Below are 21,379 nucleotides of genomic sequence, written 5' to 3' on the forward strand. Positions count from 1 at the left end.
AGCCTTTCACCAAGCCGAGTGCCGACAACAGGGTCGAGGCGAGCAACAGAAGAGCTGCCACGCAGTGGGCAAATACGGTTCGCATCACCACTCCCCCAGCAGCCCGCCCAAGAGTTGAAGCCGCCATGTAAGGCGATTGCCGATGGCGTGCTTTCCCTCCCAGATCACGTCCCATTCCGGGCCTGTGATAGAGCGACGGCGCAGCATTCTTTGTGCGTAGAGGTACGCGGCCAGATCATCATTTAAATGCTGCCTGGTAGCGGCCGTTGCATTCAGATTCGCGGTGATCATGATTTTTTAGGATGAGCGAATCCCGCGCGCGCCAAACGGCGCACGGCAGGTTTTGATTTATCGGGTGTTGGGCGGCCGCTTAGGCGGTCGCGAGGTCTAACGTCATCTGGTTCTTCGCAGCCAGAAATGCGCGCGAAGAGATAGGAATGCGCACGTCCGGGTTCGGCATGGCTGACATCGATACGGTGCGCGAAACCTCAAGCGTGGCCACGAAAGTATGGCCGCATTCGGCGTTTTGGCACTGATAGGTGATTTCCTTCATCATCGACGACATGGTGCGACTCTTCGCTGCACGCACCGGGCTTTGGCAGTGCGGGCAAGGCAGGCTGATTACTCGCATGGTTTGGTCTTTCCCCCAACAGCGTAGAGTGCCCGGCCTCTGCCGGTGATGCGCCTCGCGCCGTTTCGTACTGCTGTTTTGACGAGCCATTCCAATGCCTGATCGATAGACTCCAGACCTTCCCGCTGACGGATATTCTCAATCATCTGGCGTTCATCGTCCGAGAGCATGGTTTCGTTGAAAGGCATTTTCGGTTGCTCAAAAGTTGCTTATTGCTGCCTTCGATCAGAACGGGCCGCGCGCTACGCTAGAGCCTGAATCAGATGCGAGAATTGCCGCGGCCTGGCGCAACGCCAGTTGGCGCAGGATGGTGGCGACGGGCTCGCCCTGGTAGTGGGCCAGTGACTCGACAAGTGCCTGTTCGTAATCGTCAAGGCGGAGCATGTGGCGATGCTGTCTTACGCGCTTTGGGTCTGGATACATGGCGGAGTCTCCCCTCAGTCAGACGGTTGCGGATTGGAGTTCTTTTTCGTAGGCAGCCAGGCCGCGCAGGAACATCACCCGGATGAATGCGGCGCGCGTGCGATGATCTTGCCGGGCGAGAACTTGAGCTTTCTCGATTTCCTCCGTGGTCAGCCGGAGTGTGATAGGCACGGACGTAGAGTCCGCTGTACCCGCTTGGGCAGTGTTGTGAGTGCTCATGGGTTAATATTTGTATACGTCACTTAGCAATGACGGAAATATAGTCCGATAAATCGTACCAGTCAACAAAATTAAGATGGAAATTTCACCCTTTGGGGAGCGTCTCAAGAGCGAACGAAAGCGACTCGGCTTTTCGCAGGAGGCATTTGCAGCGGTCGGGGGAGTCAGAAAACAAGCCCAAATTTCCTATGAGCAAGGAAAGACTTTGCCTGATATCGGCTTTATGGCCGCTGTCTCGAAAATCGGGGTAGACGTTTCATACGTCATATTTGGCGTCCAAGCTGCCGACGCGTTGACTGCCGACGAAAGACAGATTCTTGAGGGATATAGGCACCTGGACATTATTGGTAAAGCCCGCGTGCTGGGTGTCATCGAAGGCGCGGCACCGGCCGACGCTGCCCGAAAGAATGTCACTCAAGTTACCGCTGGGGGCGGTATTGGTCAGCATATAACCGGCGATATCTATGGGACGCTTCAAGGTCCCGTTATGGGCAACAAAATCGTAAAGAAGAAGTAAGGAAGATCGGCGCAGGGATGCCGTGTTCCGCTTGCGCGCAATCTTGGGAATTGCGCTTGTTTCAGTGAGCCGTGAAGCGTGATAGGGAGTAACGCGCATGGCGTAATCAGTAGGTTTTCAATGTCAGAAAGAATAGAAGCACGGGGCGATATTGGGCAGGTTATTGATGGCAACGTCCACGAGGCACCAAGATTTAATAATGTGGTCAATCTGAACTTGAACGAGGCCAAGAAGGAAGTCCAGAGAATTACGGAGTACCAGCGAAAGAGAATCAATATGCTGGTGAAGGAGTGGGCAGCAATATGCGGCGACGAAGAGATTGAAATCTACAAAATCTTTATCGCAGATTTTGGAATCCGATATTTCCGCGAGCTACCTATCGAGCACTACATGACGGTGAAGAAGACGCTAGAGGCATGGATCGCCGCAGGCGTCGCAAAGCCAGCCGTTTCGCCTGCGGCACCTACTCAAGAAGGTTTGACGCAGCAGACTACGCCTATTCATGCGCCGGCCGAGTGCGCCGCCTGCAAAGAAAAGGAAGCATCGTTCAAGCGCTCGCTGCGGCTTAATTTTGCACTGGCTACGTTGTTACTCGCCTCGGTCACATCCTGCGGCTGGTTGCTTTATCGGATGCCTGCCCCTGGTGAAGCGATTTCCGCCGATGGCCAGTGCCTTTACGAAGGAAAACCATACTCCGCCGGCAGCACCATCAAAACGGCAGGTGGCGCTTTGAAGGAGTGCATAGCTACGACGGACGGACGCTCGGTGGCGTGGTCGCGCGCCAAATAATTGGCACCAAAGGATGTGTCAGTGCTTCTGATCAATCCTGATTATTTTCCGCGATGATCTCGCGGACCTCTCTGATCTTGGCCCACTCCAGGGCTGCGGCGCGTTTGGCACTTTGCTTGGTGGCGTAAGTTCGCTTGAGCGTTTTTGTATTGTCGGCTTTACCTGCCAACTCAGTGCCCTTGTTGCTCTTCTTTTTTGCTTTGTCGTGCCAGTCCGCTTTCACGCCGGTGATACCTTCCTCAGGATCATGATCGAGCTCGCGCTCAGTGTCGGCCGATTCGGTTTTAGTCTCGAACTCGATACGCGTCGTAAAGCCGCTTCCAGTAATGGAATGGGTAACGGTCTTCGATAGCCATTCCGTGGCATCGATGTCTGCCTTGAAACCGGACACCACGACGGGCGACTGCGGCATGATGCTGGCATCCCCTAGTGCCAGCTGCATTTCGAAGATTGCAAGCCCACGCTCAATGCGCTGCCACTCTGCGACAGCCGCAGTGCGAGCGTCGGCCTCATTCGCAAAGGTGGTACGCAGGCGCTTGCTGTTGCCAGCCTGGCCCGCGACGACACTGCGGCGTCGCCCGTATTTCTCATCCATCCAAAATGCGCGCACGCCGCTATACGCGTCGGATTCCGAGCTGTGATATCGGTGCTGGTCGCCCAGCGCACGCACCACCTTCACCACGGGCAGCGGCTTGCCACTGGCCGTGCGACTCTCGTTGATCGGCATGAACAACAACGTATCATTTTTCACCGTGGCCACTGCATCATATTTCTTGCCCAAGCGGCGCAGCAGTGCGGAATCGCTTTCATGGGTCTGGTCCAGGTGCTTGATGGCAATGCCGCGCAGGCCGGCTGAGATACCGGACGCCAGGCCATTGCCCGCAGCGATGGCATCCACCACGGCGCCGAGCGTGGTCTCATGGAAGCTGCGGTCGCGCTGCTGGCGAAACGCATCAATCATGCTGGCCGACCTGGCGCGGATGGTGAGCCGATCCGGCGCACCGCTGTGCTCCACCTCCGAGACCACGAACGCGCCCTTGTCCACCAGCGGCGAACCGAGCCAGCCAAGTGCAAAGTTCAGCTTGGCACCCTTGGGCGGTATCTTCAGCTTGCCGTCGGCGTCGTCCAGCTCGATGTCCAGTTGATCGGCTTCATCACCCCGGCATTCGCGCAAGGTGATGCTCATGAGCCTGTCGGACACAGGGCGGCTGATGTCCTTGTCCTCGATGACAATGCGGAAGGCTGGCGCGGTGGTGGTCATTGGCCAGTCCCTCCGAACTTACCGACGATGCCGCCGACCGTGGACTTAACGCCATCGATGGCACTCCCGACCACGTCGCGCGCCTTATCGGCGATGCTGTTCGTGACGCCGTCGATGTCCACCATGTTGCGCAGATCGGAGATATCGCCCAGGCCAAGCGACGACAGCACACTATCGTCAGTGCGCTTCAACTTGATGGTGAATTCGATACGCTTGGCGTCACCATAGCCGTCCAGCACAGTGCGTCCTTCGTCCATGCTCTCGATCACATAAGAACCATAGATGCGCCCCGTACCTTGGATTAGGAACCAGCTCTTGCCGGTATCGGCCATCAGGCGCAGCGCGTCCAGCGAGAAGGCACTACCGGTCAGCTCCGGCGCGATCCAGCCCGACAAAGTGATGGCGTCATCCCCCTTACCGGTGAATTGCAGGGCATCACGCCGGCCCATCCGCGAATTGCTGGCGAACTTCCATTGCGTCTGCCGCTGCAGCTCTTGATAGGCCAGCGTGGGCAGGCTGAAGACGAACATTCCCAAGATCATCATGATGGTTTCCTTAATCCCAATCTGCAAGGTTCGAGCGCTGCCGCGACGCCTTCATGCGGTCGCGACGGTCTAGCTCGGCGGCCACCGCGCGGGCGATGGCTTGTTCATCCATGCCGGGCGCCGGCTGGATGATGATTTGCACGGTGTCACCCTGGTAGACGACCGGCTGCCCGGCTGCAGCGCTGATCGGCGGTCGGCTGTCAAAGGCCATCGCCGGCATGCTGCCCGCGCCAATTGCCACCGCCGCACCGGCACTGGCGAGCTTGCCGGCAAGACTGTTTACGGTAGACAGCGGCCCGTCCTGGCCACGATTCAGGCCCACGGCCAAGCCCTGCATGGTGTAGTCGCCCAGCTCCGCAAAGACCCGGCTCGGGCTATGGATGTCGAGTTTTTCCTTGAACCAACCAATGACACTGGCACCGGCACCCAGCACCGCATCCTTCACGGCGCCAATGCCGCTGGTGATGCCGTTGACCAGACCGCGCAGAATCATGGCGCCGAACTCGGTAAATTTGGCCGGAAGCTCGATGCCGAACCAGCTCAGAACCCCCGCGAAGGCCTGATAGAACAGGCCTGCCGGTGACCAATTCAAGATCAGGGCTCCAATGCCTGCCAGGCCACCGGCAAAGGCACCGCGCACCTGCTGCCACAGATTGCCGAAAAAGCCGGCGATGGGTTCCCAATTTCGGTACAGCAGATAGGCAGCGGCAGCGATGGCGGTCACCGCCAGGCCAATCGGGTTCATCAGGAAGATCCGCCCCAGCCACATGAAGACCGTGCCAACGCCGCGCAGAATCGGCATGAGCAAATTCCCCTGCAGCCCGATCTTGGCGAACAGGACGTGCAACATGGCATACGGGCCGATGACGGACGCCAGAGCCAGCATCAGCGGCCCCATCACCACCATGATGGCCGCGATAGCCGAGAAGCCCACGATCATGGCCTTGGCCGTGGCGGGATTACGCTCCATGAAGCCGGTCAGCGCCTGGACGGCATTAGTAGCCATCTGCAGGCCAGAGGCGTAGAGCGGCAAAATCTTGGTGCCCAGCTCCAATTTCAAATCCGCTACCTTGGCCAGGGTTTCCAGTTCCTTGCCGCTGGCCGTGTCGCGCCCGAGCTTGTCGAGCTCGTCGATATTGGCGGCGCCCCGGTTCAGTTTCTCGTTCTTGTGGATCTGCGTGCGCTGCTGGTACATGGTGGAGAAGAGCTGCGCCGCCGTGCGGTTCGAGAAGATGCCGCCGATGGCGTCAAGGATGCCTTTCTCATCGGTGATGCCCTTGCTGGCCAACTGCGGCAAGAGCACTTTCTCCATCCATTCGAATTGGTTCTCGCGGAACAGATCCGCGCCCTTGATGGCGCCGGGATTCAGGAACGAGACCTGGCCGGCCTTGTCATGCTTGACCTTGGATTGGTCGCCGATCAGGCCCAGGTCCGACAGCATGGCAATGGAACGCTTGGTGGTGCGACCCTGATAGAGGTTCTGGTAAGCGCTCATCATCGAGGTGCCGACCCGATTACCGCCCATTTCCTGCACTAGGGATTCGAGCTGGTAATAAAAGGCTTCATCCTTGATGCCCTTGGCCGCGATGCCGCCTGTCTTGATGAGGTTCAACCACTCGCCGGGGCCGACCCGGCCACCGGTGGCGGTCAGCACCTGCTGCACCATGTTGGCCTGCTTGGAGAAGGTGCCGATGTCCTTGGTGCCGTTGCGCATTTCGATGACCTTGAGCATGTCCATGAACTTGCGCTCATTCTCCGCGCCCTCGGCTTCCCCGTAGAAGGCGTGATTGCCGAATTTCATCTTGGCCATCATGGGGGCGACCATTTCGGCGTGGTGCGTGTCGCCAAAGGCCGTGATGCCATCGCGCAGCAACTGCAGGTTGTCGAGCTGGCTGGTGCCGTAGGTTTTCATGTCGCGCGCGAACTTGATCGCCTCGGCAGTCGCCGCCGGTCCCAGGCCGAGCGCCCGCACGCGGCCGTTCTCGGTCTCGTAGTGCTTGGCCTCTTTCAGGCCGGCCAGCATTGGCGCGCCCATGGCGGCGCCACTGGCCGTGGCACCGACGCCGGCCGCTGCCAAGCCGCCGGCCGTGCTGCGTAGCTTGTCGGCGCGCTGGCGGGCGTTGGCCATGACCTGCTGCTGACGATTGCTGGCGGCCAGCTTCTTTTGCTGGTCAGCCAATTCGGCATTGGTGGCGGCGATGCTGTTCTTGAGCCAGGTCTGTGCGGTGGCGAGCTGGCGCGAGCCAATGCCGGCATCGGCCAGGCGCTCGCGCAGCGCTCGATACTGCGTGCCTTGCCGCTCGCTTGCTTCCTGCAGAGACTTGACGCTGCGCACCGCTGCATTGAATTCGCGCGTCATGGCGCGGGTCGGGTTCTCAGTGGCCTTCATCCTGGCCGCCAGTTCGGCGACACGCAGCTGCGCGTTGGCCAATTCGGCAGTCGTCTTGCGCATGCCCTGATGCAGGTCGCGCAGGCCGTTGAGGTCGCTCTGCTGCTTGTTCAGCTCGCGCAGGCGGTCGCTGGCGTCCTTCAGTGCCTTGCCAGTGTCACGGGCGCCGCCGGCGATCTTCTTCAGCGGGACGGTGATTTTCTCCATCATGGAGAACACCACCTGCATTTTCAGTTCATTTGCCATTTACTCTGCCCCGCTTCTTACTCGCGCGCGCTCGCGCCACTTCATGAGGTCTGCCAGCTCCAAGTCGTCCATCGCGGCCGGTGGCCAATGAAACACCGTCGCGATGTCCGCCATAGCGTCTTCTACTTCGATTGGGAGACCAAGGCGCGGTCCGCCTTCGGTGCCAAAAAAACAGAGACCTCCATGCCGCACTTGATCAGGTCGGCCGGGTCCATGGCAGCGACATCGAACTGCGTCAGGGCAGGTTCGCTGATGCGCGGCAGTACCACCTGCAGCGCGCTCACGTTCATGTTCATGAGATCCATCAGGCTGACCCCGCGCAGGGCGCCGGACTTCGGGCGGCGCAGGGTCAATTCGCTGATTTGGGTATTGCCGCGCGTCAGCGGCTCGTCCAGCTCGATGACGACGGTTTCGATCTTGGTAGCGGGCGCGGTGGTGGTGGTCATGGTGTTTCCTTGTCAGATAGGGAAAGGCAGGCGGCGGAATGCCGCCTGTCCATTACAGGCCGATGGCCTTGCGGATGTCGGCGCGGCGATCTTCACCGCCGACGATTTCGATACCGTTCATGAAGTCGAAATCGAACATCACTTCGTTGTCGATGGTGAGCTTGTAGGCGCTCAGGGGCATGCTGAATTTGTGCGAGGTGTCGTCGCCCACCTTGGCATTGCCCATATCCACTTCTTTGTAGCGGCCACGCACGGTGATTTCCACTGCCTGCACGGAACCGTCATCGTCGTTCTGGTAGGCGCCAGCGAAGCGCAGTTGCACGGCGCCGTGGGACTTGGCCGCGTATTGCTTCAGTACTTCTTTGACCATGCCCCCGGCGGTCCACTCCAGCTGGATGGCTTCTTGGCCCAGGTCCACCGAAACGGGACCGGACATGCCGCCCGCGCGGTATTCCTCCATCTTGCGCGACAGCTTCGGCAAGGTCACCTCCGTGGCCATGCCGGCAAAGCTGATGCCGTTCTCGAACAGATTGAAATCCTTCAGTTTGTGGGGCATGCCCATATCTTGCTCCTATGAATTTGGGGCGGGAGGTGGCCGGGCGTACCGGCCACCCATCCATTAGGCCGCGACGCGCGCAGCGAAGTCGGCCAGGTATTGGTCGGTGATGCGCTGCTGGAACAGCAGGTTTTCCACCGGGGGCACCGGGGTGTAGCCATAGTCGATAGTGAGCTTGCCGGCCTTCAAGGTGTCCTTGTCGTTGAACTGCTCATCGAACCAGGCTTCACCGTCGATGATGTAACCGCTGGCCTTCAGGGACCGGAACTTGGCATTGATGCTGGCCACCAGATCCTTGACGAGGGAAGGCGTCATCGGCAGGTCGACATAGACCATGTGTGCCTCGGCAATGGTGTCGGCCAGCACCTGCGCGGTGCGGGTGTAGTTCTCGAAGGGGAAGTAACCGCCCTGGATTTCGCAGGTGCGCGAGCCCCAGAAGCGATAGCCGCTCATGTTGATGAGGGTGGTGACTTCCTTGGCGTTGAGCACCCCGGCGTCCGTCGCCGGGTCTTGCAGATCCCAGAACACATCACGGCTGATGCCGGTCGGACCGTTCACCACCACATTGGACAGCGTCTTGTGCCATCCGGTCTGTTCGTCGATCTTGGCGCGCAGGCCCAGCGCGTAGGCCACGGCCGAGATACTGACATCCGCATTCGAGGTGGTGTCCCAGGATACGAATTCCGGCCAGATCAACATGACTTCACGCTGGCCGAACTCGGCGCGGTAGGCGGTGGCGGCCACTACCGTGGCGCAGTTCCAGCACGATGCGTATACGAAGGCGCGCAGGGTCTGTGCCAGAGAGGCCAGTGCATTGGTTACCGCCTTCGTGTCCAGGCCCGGTGCGCCCAGGATGCGCGGCTTGATACCGAGCTTGGCTTGTGCCGCCAAGAGGGCCTTGGCGCCGGTGTAGCGTCCGTCGGCCGAGACACCGCCGATAACCAGGCTGGTTTGCTCGGCTTCGTCGTCGCCCTCAGCCACGCGCACCAGCACCACCAGCGGTTTGGCCTGTGCAGCGATGGCTTCCAGCACGCGCCGCATGGTGCCGCGCTTGCCGGCCTTGGCCTGTGCCGCGACGACATTGGTAATCAGAACTGCGGTATCCAGCGGAAAGGCATTCGCATCGGCATCGTCGGCCGTGACGATCACGCCGATAACGGCGGTTGAGACGGTGCGGATGGGGCGCGTGCCTTCGTTGATTTCGATGACGCGCACGCCATGATGGTAGTCAGCTGCCATAGTGATAACTCCTAGTGGTTCGGATTAGGCTTGCGCCGGGGATTCGCTGGGCGACTCTTCGGCCGGTTCAGGCGACGGAATCTCTTCGATGATCCATTCGCCCACCGTGTCGTAATTCGGCTGCACCGGCTTGAGTGGCGAGACCCAGCGGGCACGCTGGCCGTCCGGGATTTCCGGCAATGCGATCTGCACTGCTTGGAAGGGCACATTGAGACGCTCTTCCATCGGGAAGGGGTACGCGATCAGGGCATGAAGAAAAATGCCGCTGTCGTCGGTCTGGTAACAGGTAACGGGTGTCATGGTCAGATATGGATGCGAGGCATGAAGGCAGTATGTTTCGGGGCAGTTTCGGCCGATCCGGTGGAGTTGGTCAGTGCTGCTCTATCCATATTCACGCTAGAGCCGCCGGCATTCACGATGAAAGAGCCGCTGCGATCAACCCAGGCACCATTGCCGCCCATTCCGTGAGCGTGAGATTTGAGGGTGTCTGCCTTGTAGGAACCCAAGGCCACGGCCTGACCGGAATCGGCGTCCGTGCCAGCGAAGCGCGCGAACACGTCGCGCAGGTCCGGGAAGCGGAAGGTGTTTGCGTCCACATCGGCAAACTTGAAGACCTTTGTGGACCAGGCGGCAGCTGACACGGCATGGCCGTTCTGCTGCGCCCATGCCCATATGGACGCCTGGCTGGTCTTGGACCCAAGGCCCCCAACAAGATCGGCCTCATAGGAGCGTGGCGCGGTCGTGGTGCCGAACTCCAGCGCGCCGCACCGCAGGGTGCGATAGCCCTGGAACGCGCCCGCACCGCTGACTTCTACCCACTCCATCCACCCCAGGCCGGGAACATAGATCAGCGCGGCTGCCTTCTCGGTCGGAACGGTTTGGAAAACCAGGGGACCGGTGATGATGCTGTCTGCCAATTGGCTCATGTGCGTTATTCCTGGATCTGCGCTTGGAGCGCGTCAATTTTTTCTTGGATGACCCGCAGCGCAGACGCATCCCCATTGAGGGCGAATGCGCGTTGTGCTGCGGGCTGTTCCTGTTGCTCGATGGCTACGATTTGCATGGCGATCGCGGCGTTGTGGGCCGCCTTCGCGGCAGATTGATCTACCTCCCAGGCATGCCCATTCCACTTGCCGAACTTCGGCGGCTCTTGGTCAGTCAATCCGGCCTCTTGGGGAGTCATGCCCAGGCGGGTGAATTGCTCTTGCTGGCCCGTGTCGGTCCGCCAGTAGAGGCCACGGTAGTCAAGGACCTCACGCCACGCACCGGCGCGGTAATCTGCGGGCACGGTGCCGGCGCCATCCAGATAAGCCAGTGCACAAGCCGGATTGATAAAGCCCGGTGGCGGGTCGATGGTGGCGAAGGCCGGGAGGCGGAATTCCCCAGGCAATTGCGGATCTTCGCGGGCGATGTCGCTGGACAGCAGCTCGCCGGTCTCATGGTTGTAGTGAAAGATTTTCATGGCACTCAATAGACGATGATGGGGAGATAGGCGCGGTTCTTCGGGCGAGTCTCAGCACCGCCATAGGCAAGCAACGGTGATGCACGGCTCACGTTGCCGCCCGATGCGTAGTCATAAACGGCACCACCTCCACCAAATATCCAGTAAGCCGCGCCGTTGGTATGGTTGTGTGACTCCACCGATTGGCCTTCTTCCGAGCCAACCTGACGGCCCGTGAATGTTGCATTGACGGCACCCCCGGCCGTAGCAGCTAATGACAGGGTGATACTAGTTGCAGAGGTGATTGATTCGACAGTGGCCCCAGCCGGAACGCCAGGCGCTGCAAGGCTCTGTCCGATGTAGAGGCCTTTGGTAGTGCCAAGACCTGTGACAGCTTTGGACCCGGCAGTGAGCGTCATGGAAAACACGGACTGGTCATAGCCACGGCTACCATCTGTCGCACGTTCAAACAGGCCACGGTCATCCATGAGGCCGAAGGTTGTAGCTCCGCCTCCATTGCCATAGCCGTGAAGGAAGAAGCGGCCCGCAGCGTTCGCTGTAGTCGCGGATGCGTTAGCAGACAAGGTGACTTGATTGGCGGAATCGATGCTCTTGACGGTCGTTCCCACGGGCACCGTGTCGTGTTCGTAGGGCATCCCTACCCAAAGATCAGAGGTGCGGGAAAGACCGCTAACGATAGCGCCGCCTGCATTCTGCGTGATGGTCCCGTTTCTAACCGGTGCCAAGATGTTGAAGAGGCTGGGATAAGTCGCACGCGGGTATGCACTTCCGTCTCGTACCAGCGCCCAAGCTGGGCAATCCAGCGTCGGCCACTTGAGGGGAACGCCCGTCAGGGCGGCCGCTGCGCCGATGTTCTTGCGGGCAGTCGAGGGGTCGGCAACATCCTGCAGGTTCTTACTTGCATCCAGGGGATTAACGACGGTGCCTGCCGTTTCGTTTTGCGAAATGGTGATGCGTGTCCCCTTCGGCCACGCCTTCGCCAGCGTAAAGCGGCCGATGGTGTTGATGGTGAAATCAACATCCTTGTCGAGGCGTGCGCCGCCGATATGGGCCACCATGCCATTGGTGGTGACCTTCGTCACGTCGACCACTGTCTGGCCGGCCGCCAGGATCTGCGACTCCTCCACCGTGTTGACGTTGATTTTTACGCCGGCGGTCAGGTCCACCCATTCCACATCGCCGTTGGTGTTCGTCTTCTTGCGCAGGACCTGACCGACCAGGCCACCGGGGATAACGTCAGCGGGACTGTGCGTATGCGCCTTCTGCGCCGCATAGCTTTCGAGATAGCTTCGCGTGGCCAGCACTACGCTGGGATCGATTTTCAGCTCGACATTGCCCGCGCTGGTCATGATGATGACCATACGTACAACCTGAGTGCGGCCGGACCCTTCGGCGAGTTGCGGCTTGTAGGTCGGCGGGCAGTTGCCGTAGGCGATCAGGTCACCATCTTCGTCATACAGGCCAAGCTCGCGCATCCACCACCCGCCTTCCTTCTCGGGAATGACGAGTTCAGCGATCACCTGATTGGTGTTGACAGGATCGCGGGAGAGTTGATTCAACAAGGCCTTGTACTGCTGGCCGATAAGCTTCGTGCGAGTTCGGTCAGGCGTAGGAACCACGCCCGCGCCATCCCCCACGGCCATATGCGTGAATCGCAGGGGGATGCCCAGGGCCTTGGCGTTAGCGTCCTTGGCTTCGCCCACGGCGGTCAGGATGCAATAGAAATTCTGTGCCATTTCTTCCTCAGTTAATGCGTGCGGTGACAGTCATCGTGTCGATGATGTGCGCGCAGGCGTAGAAGCCGCGCGCAAGGGGTATCTCGATGGGGCCAGGCGAATACGGATAGACGGTGGTTTCATCGCCCAGGAATGCAGCGACGGCAATCGCGGCGCTACCCCGGACTTCCAGATGCAGTGACAGGCCGATGAGATGCCGGGAAAGCGGCTTGGCGTCATCAATGAGGCGCTCCATTTCCAGGAACATTTCATCGGTAATGCCTGAGTCCAGTACGCCGACCTCAAGAGCAAAGGTGCCGCGCGGACCGTGCGGTTCGGTCTGCCACCATTCATTGATCTTGATGATGTAGCCCAAGGATTCGACCACGCCGCGCACGGCCGCGATGGTGCCCTTGTGCTGATGGATGTAGCGTGCGGCCTTGATCGTGCCGCGCTTGACAGACTCTGGCCAGGTATCGTCCCAGCGATCCACCGAAAAGGACCAGGCCAGGAAGGGCAGCAGATCCACCGGGCAGCGTTCGGGATTCCACAGCAGACGAAGGGGCACTGGCGTGTCGGCCAGGGCGGCGCAGGCCCGCGCAAGAGCCCGCTCCAGGGTCGTGGTGTTCGGCGGTAAGGTAGGGACCGGGTTATACATCGTCCACATCTTCCAGCACCTCGGCGGTGATCTTGATGCCAGTGCAGCGCGCGGCCTGCGTGCGTCCACACAGAATGTCGGCCGCTGGCGATTTCACGAAGACATTGCGCACGCCCTCGACCTTCAGCGCGGCCACGTAAGCATTGCGGTAGACACTAAACCCAAGCGGGCGCAGTGGTTTGGACATGGCGGCAGCGTTCGCCCGAGCGGCATTGAGGGCGATGGGGGCCTCGGGGCCTTTTTCGACGTACACCACGGCTTCCAGTTCGTAGTCCGTGACCTGGCCCTGTACCACCGAGACCAGATCGCCCAGCGGCCGGACATCCTCGGCCGACAGTGCGGCATCGACGGTTTGCAACAGATCGGCCGGCGCCTGCCAGTCATCCGAGTTCGCCAGGACCGCCACCACGACTTCACAGGGGGCAGGACTGACGGCGCGCGCGTCCAGCACGCGGCCGTCAGCGCTGCGCGCATGGAATTCATAGGCATTGCGCGGGCCGGCCGTCGAGAGCGCGTCAGGCGCTTCCTGAATGCGCAGGCGGTACGCATCGTCGCCTTCCAATACTTCCACCACCGGTGGCGAGGCGTCCGGATCGGCCTCGACCAATACCAGGCGCTTGACGTTGGTATTGGCGCCGATCTGGTCGAGGTCTGAGCCGATAGCAAACGACAACATGACTGCCTTGGCAGCATCGTTGACGCGATTGCGCAGCAACAGCTCTTGATAGGCGTTCTCCTGCAGCAGCTTGGTAGCCGGCTCAGACTCCAGGGACAGCACATTGGCAGCGGCCTCGCGCTCGTCTTCCGGCAGCAGCGCCAGTACGGCCGCCTTGCGGCTGGCCAGGATGGTTTCGAAGTCCAGCGTTTCCAGCACTTGCGGTGCCGGCAGCAGCGACAGGTCGATAGGCGAGCTCATTGCGTTGCCCCTTCACGGACCTGCACGGAGAATTCGACAGCGGTGCCATTGGTCACGCCCTGCAGCACCACAGAGACTGCGCCGCTGGCGTCCCGGTTGAGGTTCACCGACGACAACGCGATACGGGGTTCCCACAGCGCCAGGCGGTAAGCGACGGCGGCGTAGATGCGCAGGACAGTCACCCCATTCAGAGGCTGGTCGATCAGCTCGGGGATTTCCGACCCGTAGGCACGGCGGTAGATGCGAGTCCCCAGCGGGGTCATGAGGATGTCGCGCACGGACTGGCGGATGTGGTCCAGCAGCGACATGCTGCGACCGGTGGAGGCATTCATGGCGATCATGGCAGCGGCACTCCGGATTTTTCATCGCCGCGTTTGACCTCGCCGTGCGGGTGATTGCGCAGGCTGATGTCCCCGGCCTTGATGTCGCCGGTGGCCGTCACGTCGCCCTCAATGACCACTGCCGCGCCACTGTCACCGCCCAGGACCTTGGCCCCGTTGTTCAGGGCACTGAAGCCCTCCACCAAGAGATTGCCCTTGATGGTCACGTCACCTGTGCAGGTGGTCTGCAGCGCGTCAGCGGTCACCGCATCTGCCTTCACCAGGGCCGAGCTGCCAGCCGGCAGGATGGCCGACAGCGAGTGCTTGCCGAAATCGTAGAGCACCACGGCGCCGTCGGGGTAGTGGATGGAGCGAATTTTGAGAGAGGTTTGCGGGGCGGGAGATTCGGCCGAGAACAGGCCGGCCAGGACTTTGCCTTGGGTCAGGTCGCCATTGGGCGAGAAGACGATGACCTGCTCGCCGATGGACGGCGGGCACCAATCGATGACATCACCAGCACGCAGCGCGATCCATTGCAGCCAGGTTGTGAGCAGCGAGGGAGATAAGCGCACGCGCACTTTGTCCGTATTGATCTCGGCAATCTTGCCGGTACGGATCAAATTCGGGATGGTGCGAACGAGTTCGGAAAGGTCGGGCGTCATGCAACCCATGTTGCCGGATCGCGCGTGAGAAGGCACTTTCCGGCGGGTTGATATCCGACTTATCGACTATCAAAAGCAATTGGCCTGCTCTTGGTCTGGGCTGGCATAAATCGAAGACCGCCAATGTGCGGTTTCCACTGTGCCTGTGATTATTTAGTGCTGTCGTTAGAGGCAGCGGTGAGGTCCGAATATTCAGCGATGAACATTTCTACCTGAAGGCTCATCATTCTCATCTCGCCGAGCACTGCCCGCAGTGCTTTCATATTTTCGCGGCATTGCTGGCGCTCGGCCGGAACTCCCATATCCAGCGCTAAGGCCGAATTGAGCATCTCTTCGCATACCTTATTTATTTGCTGCAGCTCAACGATTTGATTCACGAACCTTTTCTTCTGTTCCATTTTCCGCCCCACCACCTGAGAAGACCGCAAAGCCATTCAGTAATTAATCTGCTCAGCAGTGTATCGCAACGGTATGTCATTTTGTGAGATGGTCCAAAAGGCTCCGACGAAGCTCAGCAATGTCGTTTTCCGAGAAGCCCAGCAGTGCTCTGGCAGGGTATTGATAGCTCGGCCCACGCGGTGCCACCTTGTCTTGCAGGCCCTCGTGATGCACGCGTGCGATGCGCGCCACCTTGCCGAAGAAGCCGACCGATGCCTGGCTGGCATCCGTCTGGATCTGCAGGTAAGCATTCGTACGCAGCTTGTTGAACATGGCTGCCTTCTGCCGCTTGATCCGACCAGACTTGCCGCGCAGTTCCTTGCGATTCTTGCGCGCCGGATAGGGTGTGCCGTCAGGCGCAACCTGCTGGGCAATCTGCCTGGCATGCTCCCTTCGCAAATCGTTGGCGACCTGGCGCACAAGCTGACGCCGTTGCGCCGGCTGCACCTTGCCGATGAGGGCACCGGCCCATTCCTCCAGGCGTTGCAGATCATCGCTCATGGCAGTGTCGGCACCTGCCATTCGGCCAGCAGGCTGTCGCCCTGGTAGAGCTGCCAGAAGTCATCAGCGAATGGCGGGGTGAGATGAGGCTCGCCGGCGTGGATAATTTCTAACCGGCCACCATCTTGCCGTTTGACAATGGTGCGCTCGGTGAGCGCCAACTTGATCGACAGATCGAGAGAATCGGCGCTGTTCATGTCCACTTCGAAGCGGATGGCTTTCTTGGCGTTTTCCGGATTGGCGAAGGCTTCACGCTGATGAACCCGCATCCAGGCCAGCAGCGGCACAAACACCAAATCGAGGTCCAGCCCGATATCGGTCAAGATCAGGTTCAGCACATAGTCATACTCGAAGGAGAGTCCGGTCGTGCCGGTCGCCCGCGAGCCGCCCTCGTCAATGAATATGTGCAGCTTGTCTGGATTTTGCGCCAGATCCTTAATGGCCTTGCGCAGGTAATCCCGCAGGTTCTTGGGCTTGTACATTCAATTTCTCGCGCAAGGCGTTGTAGGCGTCGATCAGGGCATTGCTTTGTCGGATGGCGTCATCACCTTCGCGGGCGATGTCGTCAAGAAACTCTGCTGCCGCTGGCGTAAGTTCGGCTCGCGCTTCCTGGCCAGCGCCGCCGGCAGTGCTGGTATCTGCGCAACTGGCCCCGGCGGGCACTGCAGCGATGACGGGGACTGACAGCCGGATAGCGCCGCTGCGCACGCCAGCAATGTAAGTGTCTTTCTCATGACGGGCTGCATCCCTCTCATTGGTGAGCTTGTCGGTAATGGCCTGGATGGCGTCGCGCGCATTTCGCTCGGCCTTCAGCACCTGTTGCGTACGTTCGGCCCTGGCGTCCGCCGCTGCCTGATTGGCCACGGCAATGCCAGCCTTCAAGTGGTCAATGTCGGCGTCCTTGCGCCATCCTTGGATGGCCCAGGCAGATGTAAAGGCCACCGCCAGCAAGCCGATACCGAGCCCGGCACGCAACCGGGTGCGCCAGGTGTCGGGCAGCGTCATGCCAACATCCCGCCGGCATCCAGGAAGGCCAAGTGCAGTTCCTCGCTGGTTTTCAGGGTCGGCAGCACGATGGCTTCGCCGCCTTCCCGCGTGAATGCCTTTTCGAGATCCACATAGCGATGCTCGAACTGGCCATAGCCGGCACCCGGCAAGGATGCCCAAATGTTCTTGCACTTGGCGATGGCGTCCGCCAGGCGGCCGGCGTCGATATCAGATAACGCCCGGCATTCCTTGATCTGCTGCAGGGCGATGGCGTCTTGCACCTCCGGCCCGAACCCGGTCAGCCCGAGCTGCTTGCGGTAGATATCGTAGTAGCGCATCAGCAGCTGATACGCGCCCGCTGCCGTGGACCAATTCTTGATGCGAGGAATCCAGACGCGCACGCGCGGGTGGTCGGCGTAGCTGGTAAACCGGGTGCGGCCGACGATCTGGTCATAGCCGCGGTCGCGCGTGGTCGGCGAATTGGAGGTGCCTTCAGAGAAGCGCAGCATGCCCAGGAAGGCGCGGCGGTTGTCGATAGCGTTCACAGCGTTTCCTTCACGTCACGCGCCAGCTCGGCAATGTCCTTGCCCTGGCGCCGCTGAAACCACAGCGCCACGGCCCGCGTAATCCACCAGGCTGGCGCGCCTACCATCAAATCGACAGGCTTCGGTCCCAGCACGGCGGCAATCGTCGGCACATGCTGCAGCAGCACCGAAAACGCCAGGTCGCCGAACATGATGGAGAAGGCGCCCGCGCACGCCAGGCGCACCACGAATTCCTTTTCGTTGAAGGAGCCATCGACGTTGCGCGGCGGCAGGACGATATACAGCAGCGCGGCACCGACCATGCCGAGCACGGCCTTGATGCCATAGATTTTCAGGATGGCAGCGATGCCACCGGCGGATTCTGCTGCCATAACTTGGTTTCCCCTTGTCAGTGATTTGGTATTCATGTTGTCAGTCCCACAGGCTGATGCTGTCTTGCGCGCTGCTGGGCGCTGCTACCGCTGCAGGGAGCGTGACCATCGTTCCCGCTGGCAGGACGGCCCCCAGCGAGGCCAAGGAAGGATTGAGCGCAAGCGCCTGCTCCACGTAGCCGCTACTGGCGCCCAGGTAGCGAAACACCAGGGCATCGAGGGTGTCGCCCTGCTGGCTGCGTACCTGCATCAGATCAGCTCCACGGTCGCATGCGTGCGGCCGAGAATGTCATTGATGGCCCAATGGCCGTTACGGCGCTGCACGTCCGGCGCCGTGTCCATCCATTCCATGTTTTTCTTGTCGGTCAGCGCGCTTGCGGTGGTGTCGTAGTCTCGATAGCTCTCGAAGATGTCAGCCTTGGCGAAGCTGTAGACGGCGCGCCGATAGTGCGCGACGTACTGGCTTTCGCCGTCCACCTTGAGCGCGGGCACCTCTTCCAGTTTCTGGAGTCCCTTGGCCAGGTGGCCCGCTTGCCAGTCCCGCAGCAGCCGATTGGTGGTCAGTATCGCGTCCACCAGGGCCGGCCGCAGTCGCGCGTCGGTCACCGTCGAGTCCAGCCGCATGGCATCCCGCATGGCCGGCATGCTGATGTCTGGAAAGAAGCCGTCATTGGTGATGGCCTTCACATCGGCCGGCACGGTCGGTCCTGCCGTTACCGGCACCTCGTCGATGTAGCTCATGGTCTTGAAATATGTGGGGGGCGGTGGCCGAGACATCCGACGAACAATGCCGCTTCCGTCTCGGGCCGCCCCTGCGCCGTGGGGTGCTCTTTACTTGGCCGGCTCGGCGAACTTCTTGAGTCGCCGCTCCAGCCGCTCGATTTCCTTCTTGACGCCGGCCGCCTGGTGCAGCTCGCTCGCACGGGTGAGGTGCTGCAGCGAAGCCGAGGCGCGGTCTGCGGTGGCCGCCGTGATGTTCTCGGCATCCACCTGATTCACCAGCTCCAGCAGGGCCAAGCCCAACGCCTTATGCACCTTGGCGCGCGCCTGGTCGGGCGTATCGGCATTGCCGGTCATGGCCAGCACCTGTTGCAGGATCTCGGCCGCGCGGGCCGGGTCATCCTTCAGCTTGCCGCCCAGGCTGGCGCCCGCGAACTCATCCTGCAGCAACGTGGGCAAGGTGCGGTCGTACCGATCCGGTAAATTGAACTGGTGTTCTAGGGCATAGGCCGAGAGCTGCAGGGCGCGTTCGTAGTCGCCGACATCGATGTGCCATACCAGCACGTTGACCAGCACTTCGTCGTGGGCGCCACGGCCGCCCGCCAGCACGCCATCAGTCCAGTCCTGATAGGCCGGCAGCAGGGTCGCCTTCATCTCGATCTTGCGTTCGATAGACTGAATATTGGACAGTGTGCGGCGGTCCTCATGGAGCTTCATCAGCATCAGCTCATAGGCGCTGCCGGTGGTCACGCCGCCCGGCTCGCCGGCGGACGCCGCCAGCTTGCCGAGCATGCGCTCCCGGTGGCGCGCGGCAGGAGACAGGCGAGACATTAGGCGCCGCCCGCTGCCGCATCCTGCAGCACCACGTTTTCCACCAGGGCGGCCAGGCCCTCATCCTCGATCACATAGGCGTCGTTCGAGGATTCATAGTTCTCGATGCGGTCGGCCTTCGGTTCGTCCACCACGCGACGGCGGCGGCCGCCGTTTTGGAAGTAGATCGACAGGTTGTCCAGGCGGGTAATCAGCATGGCATTGGCCGGGAAGGACGGCACGCGCACCGCCGGCAGGCCGCCGATACGCTTCTGGCTGATGATGATGTCTGCGGCCAGGGTCTCGGTCGGCGCCTTTTCCTTGTTGATTAGCGGGAAATACTTGTCGTGCAGCAGTTCACGGCCGACAATGACCACCAGGCCGGTATCGTCCTGATACCACGGGTCCAGATTGGTCACCGCGTCATACACGGCAGCATCGAGGTTCGCGTAGTCCGCACCGGCACCGCTACCGATGACCACCTTGCCAGGCAAGTCCTGGCCAACCAGGCCCATGACGCGCTGCGGCGAGTTCTCGCGGATCTGTTGCAGCCAGCCCTTGTTCACGTCCTGCAGCAGCGGATATTGCGCCAGATTGGTATCGGCGGCGACCTTCACGCCATTGAACCCGATCATGATGCGGTCCAGCGCCTGGCGCTTCAGGATCGCATTGGCCACGCGGGTCTGGAAGTCCTGGAACTTGGCCCAGGCATCCAGCTTGGCATAGGTGATGTGGGTATCGAAATTGGTCTTCTCGCAGCGATAGCGGGTATTCGTCATGGCCGACGCGTCGCGGGTGCTGCGGCGCTTGTCGCCGCGCGTATCGGTGCGGCTGGCGATGGGACCGGACACGCCCAGGCCGATTTTCTCGCCTTCCAGCTCATCGACGCCGATGACGTTGATGCTGCCCAGGAATTCGGACGATTCCTGCATCTTGTCTTCGAGCTTCTGCTGCACGCTCGGGTCCACCGAGAAGGTGGAGTGGACGGCGCCGCCGGCGACATCGTTGAGCGCCGCCAGGCGCGAAGTGTAGGCGTTATAGGCGGCGCGGGTCTGATTCTTCATGTGTTCTGCTCCAGTGAAATGCGGAAATGGGTTGCTTCGTCGGCCGACGGCTTAGAACTCGGTCTGCACGGTGCCGCTGTTGCCGCCACCGGTGGCCGGCGGGCGCTGCAGGTTGCTCTTGTCGGTCAAGTTAATGGTCTGGCGGAATTGCTCGGCAGCGGTTGATTCGTCGCCCACGCGCTTTTCCAGCTTCTCCAGGCGGGCCACAGCGTCGGCCACATCCTTGCCCGCCTGCGCGGCGGATTGCGCGAACTCGCCGACCTTCTCGGCCACGGCGGTCATGGCGGCAACCACGTCGGCATGCTGGGCATCGGCCTTCTTCTCACCACCGCCGATGCGGCTGAACAATTGCTTGATGGTCTCGGCCACGCTCGGGCCGTCTTCCTCGAATTCAAGCTTGGCCTCGATGGCTTCGGAGAACAGGTTCTCCGGCTTCAGCTTGCGCGGCGTGAAAGGTGATGCTTTCGGATTGGTGGCCGAGAACTGCAGAATCTCGGTGCCCAGGCTGGCGGGGCTGTCGGTCACGGCCAGGCCGACCAGATAGGAGCTGCCGGTATCCGCAAACTTGTCGGCCAGCTCGATGCTGGTGAAAATCTTTTGGCGGTCCTTGTTCATGGCGATCAGCGCGGGCGTGGGTTCGATCTGAGCGAACAGAGCCAGGCGCTTACCGTTCTCGGTGTCGACCTCTTCGGCCTTCAGTGCCAGCACATCGCCGTAGGCCTTGAACGGACCATCGGGCAACAGGCTGCGCAGGTGTTCGACCCACACGCGAGCACCGTAGGTTTTCACGTTGTAGCTGTCGGCCATCTGCTGAATTTGCTCGCGGCTGATGCTACGGCCGTCGGTGGTCGCGCCCTCGGTCGCGACGCGGAAAAATTTGCTCTTGGTTGCCATGAGTTTTCGCGCTCGTTATCGGTTGATCGGATAACGTCATCTTCTGCCGATGGGC

Annotated in this window: 33 protein-coding genes; 2 read left to right on the forward strand and 31 right to left on the reverse strand. The window is 60.9% G+C overall.

Going from position 1 to position 21,379, the window contains the following annotated elements; translation table 11 throughout:
- Positions 1 to 84 precede the first annotated feature (84 nt).
- The 5 genes from HWE04_RS14150 to HWE04_RS14170 form a co-directional block, all read right to left on the reverse strand.
- Positions 85 to 291, reverse strand: a complete 207-nt coding sequence (locus HWE04_RS14150) for a hypothetical protein (RefSeq protein ID WP_241812765.1) — start codon at positions 289 to 291, stop codon at positions 85 to 87.
- 79 nt (positions 292 to 370) lie between these two features.
- Positions 371 to 631, reverse strand: coding sequence for an ogr/Delta-like zinc finger family protein (locus HWE04_RS14155; RefSeq protein WP_274620128.1), 261 nt, complete (start codon positions 629 to 631; stop codon positions 371 to 373).
- The gene (locus HWE04_RS14160; protein ID WP_241812767.1) at positions 622 to 819 is read right to left on the reverse strand and encodes a hypothetical protein; all 198 of its coding nucleotides are present in this window, start codon (positions 817 to 819) and stop codon (positions 622 to 624) included. Before HWE04_RS14160 ends, HWE04_RS14155 begins: the two co-directional genes overlap by 10 nt.
- Positions 820 to 856: 37 nt before the next feature.
- Complete coding sequence (locus tag HWE04_RS14165; RefSeq protein ID WP_241812768.1) at positions 857 to 1,054, reverse strand: hypothetical protein; 198 nt, start codon at positions 1,052 to 1,054, stop codon at positions 857 to 859.
- Between the two features lie 18 nt (positions 1,055 to 1,072).
- The gene (locus HWE04_RS14170) at positions 1,073 to 1,225 is read right to left on the reverse strand and encodes a hypothetical protein (RefSeq protein ID WP_241812769.1); all 153 of its coding nucleotides are present in this window, start codon (positions 1,223 to 1,225) and stop codon (positions 1,073 to 1,075) included.
- A gap of 124 nt (positions 1,226 to 1,349) precedes the next feature.
- Between HWE04_RS14170 and HWE04_RS14175 the strand changes: the two genes are divergently transcribed.
- Positions 1,350 to 1,790, forward strand: coding sequence for a helix-turn-helix domain-containing protein (locus tag HWE04_RS14175; protein ID WP_241812770.1), 441 nt, complete (start codon positions 1,350 to 1,352; stop codon positions 1,788 to 1,790).
- A 120-nt stretch (positions 1,791 to 1,910) separates the two neighbouring features.
- A complete protein-coding gene (locus HWE04_RS14180; protein ID WP_241812771.1) occupies positions 1,911 to 2,579 on the forward strand; it encodes a hypothetical protein in 669 nt (222 codons plus the stop codon).
- Between the two features lie 31 nt (positions 2,580 to 2,610).
- Here HWE04_RS14180 and HWE04_RS14185 read toward each other — a convergent pair whose 3' ends face one another.
- The 26 genes from HWE04_RS14185 to HWE04_RS14310 form a co-directional block, all read right to left on the reverse strand.
- Positions 2,611 to 3,840, reverse strand: a complete 1,230-nt coding sequence (locus tag HWE04_RS14185) for a contractile injection system protein, VgrG/Pvc8 family (RefSeq protein WP_241812772.1) — start codon at positions 3,838 to 3,840, stop codon at positions 2,611 to 2,613.
- On the reverse strand, positions 3,837 to 4,385 hold the full coding sequence (locus tag HWE04_RS14190; RefSeq protein WP_241812773.1) for a phage tail protein: 549 nt from the start codon (positions 4,383 to 4,385) through the stop codon (positions 3,837 to 3,839). The genes HWE04_RS14185 and HWE04_RS14190 overlap by 4 nt, the downstream gene beginning before the upstream one ends.
- Before the next feature lie 10 nt (positions 4,386 to 4,395).
- Positions 4,396 to 7,020 carry a phage tail tape measure protein gene (locus HWE04_RS14195; RefSeq protein WP_241812774.1) on the reverse strand — a complete coding sequence of 875 codons (2,625 nt, stop codon included), beginning with the start codon at positions 7,018 to 7,020 and terminating at the stop codon, positions 4,396 to 4,398.
- Positions 7,021 to 7,134 (reverse strand): GpE family phage tail protein, encoded by a 114-nt coding sequence (locus tag HWE04_RS14200; RefSeq protein ID WP_006464173.1) that lies wholly within the window; start codon positions 7,132 to 7,134, stop codon positions 7,021 to 7,023.
- Positions 7,135 to 7,142: 8 nt separating this feature from the next.
- Complete coding sequence (locus HWE04_RS14205; RefSeq protein WP_112076924.1) at positions 7,143 to 7,466, reverse strand: phage tail assembly protein; 324 nt, start codon at positions 7,464 to 7,466, stop codon at positions 7,143 to 7,145.
- Between the two features lie 52 nt (positions 7,467 to 7,518).
- On the reverse strand, positions 7,519 to 8,028 hold the full coding sequence (locus HWE04_RS14210; RefSeq protein WP_241812775.1) for a phage major tail tube protein: 510 nt from the start codon (positions 8,026 to 8,028) through the stop codon (positions 7,519 to 7,521).
- A 57-nt stretch (positions 8,029 to 8,085) separates the two neighbouring features.
- A complete protein-coding gene (locus HWE04_RS14215) occupies positions 8,086 to 9,261 on the reverse strand; it encodes a phage tail sheath protein (protein ID WP_241812776.1) in 1,176 nt (391 codons plus the stop codon).
- Positions 9,262 to 9,285: 24 nt separating this feature from the next.
- The gene (locus HWE04_RS14220) at positions 9,286 to 9,561 is read right to left on the reverse strand and encodes a phage tail protein (protein WP_241812777.1); all 276 of its coding nucleotides are present in this window, start codon (positions 9,559 to 9,561) and stop codon (positions 9,286 to 9,288) included.
- Positions 9,562 to 9,563: 2 nt separating this feature from the next.
- Positions 9,564 to 10,187, reverse strand: coding sequence for a hypothetical protein (locus HWE04_RS14225; protein ID WP_241812778.1), 624 nt, complete (start codon positions 10,185 to 10,187; stop codon positions 9,564 to 9,566).
- Between the two features lie 5 nt (positions 10,188 to 10,192).
- Positions 10,193 to 10,723: a phage tail protein gene (locus tag HWE04_RS14230; protein ID WP_241812779.1), complete on the reverse strand. Its 531-nt coding sequence runs from the start codon at positions 10,721 to 10,723 to the stop codon at positions 10,193 to 10,195.
- Positions 10,724 to 10,728: 5 nt separating this feature from the next.
- A complete protein-coding gene (locus HWE04_RS14235) occupies positions 10,729 to 12,459 on the reverse strand; it encodes a phage tail protein (RefSeq protein WP_241812780.1) in 1,731 nt (576 codons plus the stop codon).
- Positions 12,460 to 12,466: 7 nt separating this feature from the next.
- Positions 12,467 to 13,096: a phage tail protein I gene (locus HWE04_RS14240; protein WP_241812781.1), complete on the reverse strand. Its 630-nt coding sequence runs from the start codon at positions 13,094 to 13,096 to the stop codon at positions 12,467 to 12,469.
- Positions 13,089 to 14,012 (reverse strand): baseplate assembly protein, encoded by a 924-nt coding sequence (locus HWE04_RS14245; RefSeq protein ID WP_241812782.1) that lies wholly within the window; start codon positions 14,010 to 14,012, stop codon positions 13,089 to 13,091. The genes HWE04_RS14240 and HWE04_RS14245 overlap by 8 nt, the downstream gene beginning before the upstream one ends.
- Positions 14,009 to 14,353 carry a GPW/gp25 family protein gene (locus HWE04_RS14250; RefSeq protein WP_241812783.1) on the reverse strand — a complete coding sequence of 115 codons (345 nt, stop codon included), beginning with the start codon at positions 14,351 to 14,353 and terminating at the stop codon, positions 14,009 to 14,011. Before HWE04_RS14250 ends, HWE04_RS14245 begins: the two co-directional genes overlap by 4 nt.
- A complete protein-coding gene (locus tag HWE04_RS14255) occupies positions 14,350 to 14,994 on the reverse strand; it encodes a phage baseplate assembly protein V (RefSeq protein ID WP_241812784.1) in 645 nt (214 codons plus the stop codon). The genes HWE04_RS14250 and HWE04_RS14255 overlap by 4 nt, the downstream gene beginning before the upstream one ends.
- 149 nt (positions 14,995 to 15,143) lie before the next feature.
- Positions 15,144 to 15,392 carry a hypothetical protein gene (locus tag HWE04_RS14260; RefSeq protein ID WP_241812785.1) on the reverse strand — a complete coding sequence of 83 codons (249 nt, stop codon included), beginning with the start codon at positions 15,390 to 15,392 and terminating at the stop codon, positions 15,144 to 15,146.
- A gap of 76 nt (positions 15,393 to 15,468) precedes the next feature.
- Positions 15,469 to 15,933: a phage virion morphogenesis protein gene (locus HWE04_RS14265; RefSeq protein ID WP_241812786.1), complete on the reverse strand. Its 465-nt coding sequence runs from the start codon at positions 15,931 to 15,933 to the stop codon at positions 15,469 to 15,471.
- The gene (locus HWE04_RS14270) at positions 15,930 to 16,415 is read right to left on the reverse strand and encodes a phage tail protein (protein ID WP_241812787.1); all 486 of its coding nucleotides are present in this window, start codon (positions 16,413 to 16,415) and stop codon (positions 15,930 to 15,932) included. Before HWE04_RS14270 ends, HWE04_RS14265 begins: the two co-directional genes overlap by 4 nt.
- Complete coding sequence (locus HWE04_RS14275) at positions 16,369 to 16,938, reverse strand: lysis system i-spanin subunit Rz (protein ID WP_241812788.1); 570 nt, start codon at positions 16,936 to 16,938, stop codon at positions 16,369 to 16,371. The genes HWE04_RS14270 and HWE04_RS14275 overlap by 47 nt, the downstream gene beginning before the upstream one ends.
- The gene (locus HWE04_RS14280; protein ID WP_241812789.1) at positions 16,935 to 17,465 is read right to left on the reverse strand and encodes a glycoside hydrolase family 24 protein; all 531 of its coding nucleotides are present in this window, start codon (positions 17,463 to 17,465) and stop codon (positions 16,935 to 16,937) included. The genes HWE04_RS14275 and HWE04_RS14280 overlap by 4 nt, the downstream gene beginning before the upstream one ends.
- Positions 17,462 to 17,836, reverse strand: coding sequence for a hypothetical protein (locus tag HWE04_RS14285; protein ID WP_241812790.1), 375 nt, complete (start codon positions 17,834 to 17,836; stop codon positions 17,462 to 17,464). Before HWE04_RS14285 ends, HWE04_RS14280 begins: the two co-directional genes overlap by 4 nt.
- 40 nt (positions 17,837 to 17,876) lie before the next feature.
- Positions 17,877 to 18,086 carry a tail protein X gene (locus tag HWE04_RS14290; protein ID WP_112077054.1) on the reverse strand — a complete coding sequence of 70 codons (210 nt, stop codon included), beginning with the start codon at positions 18,084 to 18,086 and terminating at the stop codon, positions 17,877 to 17,879.
- Positions 18,086 to 18,577 (reverse strand): head completion/stabilization protein, encoded by a 492-nt coding sequence (locus HWE04_RS14295; protein WP_241812791.1) that lies wholly within the window; start codon positions 18,575 to 18,577, stop codon positions 18,086 to 18,088. Before HWE04_RS14295 ends, HWE04_RS14290 begins: the two co-directional genes overlap by 1 nt.
- Before the next feature lie 90 nt (positions 18,578 to 18,667).
- Entirely contained in the window at positions 18,668 to 19,387 is a 720-nt protein-coding gene (gene gpM / locus HWE04_RS14300) for a phage terminase small subunit (RefSeq protein ID WP_241812792.1), read from the reverse strand.
- Positions 19,387 to 20,430 (reverse strand): phage major capsid protein, P2 family, encoded by a 1,044-nt coding sequence (locus tag HWE04_RS14305; protein WP_241812793.1) that lies wholly within the window; start codon positions 20,428 to 20,430, stop codon positions 19,387 to 19,389. The genes gpM and HWE04_RS14305 overlap by 1 nt, the downstream gene beginning before the upstream one ends.
- 51 nt (positions 20,431 to 20,481) lie before the next feature.
- Complete coding sequence (locus tag HWE04_RS14310; protein ID WP_241812794.1) at positions 20,482 to 21,324, reverse strand: GPO family capsid scaffolding protein; 843 nt, start codon at positions 21,322 to 21,324, stop codon at positions 20,482 to 20,484.
- Positions 21,325 to 21,379: the final 55 nt, after the last annotated feature.

The sequence above is a fragment of the Herbaspirillum sp. C7C2 genome, from assembly GCF_022627865.1.
Classification (GTDB): Bacteria; Pseudomonadota; Gammaproteobacteria; order Burkholderiales; family Burkholderiaceae_D; genus Herbaspirillum; species Herbaspirillum frisingense.

Coding starts and splice junctions, on each gene's coding strand:
- HWE04_RS14240 (WP_241812781.1), bottom strand. CDS start 13,096: ATGTATAACCCGGTCCCTACCTTACCGCCGAACACCACGACCCTGGAG.
- HWE04_RS14180 (WP_241812771.1), top strand. CDS start 1,911: ATGTCAGAAAGAATAGAAGCACGGGGCGATATTGGGCAGGTTATTGAT.
- HWE04_RS14270 (WP_241812787.1), bottom strand. CDS start 16,415: ATGTACAAGCCCAAGAACCTGCGGGATTACCTGCGCAAGGCCATTAAG.
- HWE04_RS14235 (WP_241812780.1), bottom strand. CDS start 12,459: ATGGCACAGAATTTCTATTGCATCCTGACCGCCGTGGGCGAAGCCAAG.
- HWE04_RS14260 (WP_241812785.1), bottom strand. CDS start 15,392: ATGGAACAGAAGAAAAGGTTCGTGAATCAAATCGTTGAGCTGCAGCAA.
- HWE04_RS14285 (WP_241812790.1), bottom strand. CDS start 17,836: ATGGCAGCAGAATCCGCCGGTGGCATCGCTGCCATCCTGAAAATCTAT.
- HWE04_RS14210 (WP_241812775.1), bottom strand. CDS start 8,028: ATGGGCATGCCCCACAAACTGAAGGATTTCAATCTGTTCGAGAACGGC.
- HWE04_RS14215 (WP_241812776.1), bottom strand. CDS start 9,261: ATGGCAGCTGACTACCATCATGGCGTGCGCGTCATCGAAATCAACGAA.
- HWE04_RS14275 (WP_241812788.1), bottom strand. CDS start 16,938: ATGACGCTGCCCGACACCTGGCGCACCCGGTTGCGTGCCGGGCTCGGT.
- HWE04_RS14295 (WP_241812791.1), bottom strand. CDS start 18,577: ATGAGCTACATCGACGAGGTGCCGGTAACGGCAGGACCGACCGTGCCG.
- HWE04_RS14150 (WP_241812765.1), bottom strand. CDS start 291: ATGATCACCGCGAATCTGAATGCAACGGCCGCTACCAGGCAGCATTTA.
- HWE04_RS14155 (WP_274620128.1), bottom strand. CDS start 631: ATGCGAGTAATCAGCCTGCCTTGCCCGCACTGCCAAAGCCCGGTGCGT.
- HWE04_RS14265 (WP_241812786.1), bottom strand. CDS start 15,933: ATGAGCGATGATCTGCAACGCCTGGAGGAATGGGCCGGTGCCCTCATC.
- HWE04_RS14190 (WP_241812773.1), bottom strand. CDS start 4,385: ATGATGATCTTGGGAATGTTCGTCTTCAGCCTGCCCACGCTGGCCTAT.
- HWE04_RS14310 (WP_241812794.1), bottom strand. CDS start 21,324: ATGGCAACCAAGAGCAAATTTTTCCGCGTCGCGACCGAGGGCGCGACC.
- HWE04_RS14195 (WP_241812774.1), bottom strand. CDS start 7,020: ATGGCAAATGAACTGAAAATGCAGGTGGTGTTCTCCATGATGGAGAAA.
- HWE04_RS14200 (WP_006464173.1), bottom strand. CDS start 7,134: ATGGCGGACATCGCGACGGTGTTTCATTGGCCACCGGCCGCGATGGAC.
- HWE04_RS14290 (WP_112077054.1), bottom strand. CDS start 18,086: ATGCAGGTACGCAGCCAGCAGGGCGACACCCTCGATGCCCTGGTGTTT.
- HWE04_RS14175 (WP_241812770.1), top strand. CDS start 1,350: ATGGAAATTTCACCCTTTGGGGAGCGTCTCAAGAGCGAACGAAAGCGA.
- HWE04_RS14230 (WP_241812779.1), bottom strand. CDS start 10,723: ATGAAAATCTTTCACTACAACCATGAGACCGGCGAGCTGCTGTCCAGC.
- HWE04_RS14160 (WP_241812767.1), bottom strand. CDS start 819: ATGCCTTTCAACGAAACCATGCTCTCGGACGATGAACGCCAGATGATT.
- HWE04_RS14185 (WP_241812772.1), bottom strand. CDS start 3,840: ATGACCACCACCGCGCCAGCCTTCCGCATTGTCATCGAGGACAAGGAC.
- HWE04_RS14225 (WP_241812778.1), bottom strand. CDS start 10,187: ATGAGCCAATTGGCAGACAGCATCATCACCGGTCCCCTGGTTTTCCAA.
- HWE04_RS14250 (WP_241812783.1), bottom strand. CDS start 14,353: ATGATCGCCATGAATGCCTCCACCGGTCGCAGCATGTCGCTGCTGGAC.
- HWE04_RS14245 (WP_241812782.1), bottom strand. CDS start 14,012: ATGAGCTCGCCTATCGACCTGTCGCTGCTGCCGGCACCGCAAGTGCTG.
- HWE04_RS14305 (WP_241812793.1), bottom strand. CDS start 20,430: ATGAAGAATCAGACCCGCGCCGCCTATAACGCCTACACTTCGCGCCTG.
- HWE04_RS14205 (WP_112076924.1), bottom strand. CDS start 7,466: ATGACCACCACCACCGCGCCCGCTACCAAGATCGAAACCGTCGTCATC.
- HWE04_RS14165 (WP_241812768.1), bottom strand. CDS start 1,054: ATGTATCCAGACCCAAAGCGCGTAAGACAGCATCGCCACATGCTCCGC.
- gpM (WP_241812792.1), bottom strand. CDS start 19,387: ATGTCTCGCCTGTCTCCTGCCGCGCGCCACCGGGAGCGCATGCTCGGC.
- HWE04_RS14255 (WP_241812784.1), bottom strand. CDS start 14,994: ATGACGCCCGACCTTTCCGAACTCGTTCGCACCATCCCGAATTTGATC.
- HWE04_RS14220 (WP_241812777.1), bottom strand. CDS start 9,561: ATGACACCCGTTACCTGTTACCAGACCGACGACAGCGGCATTTTTCTT.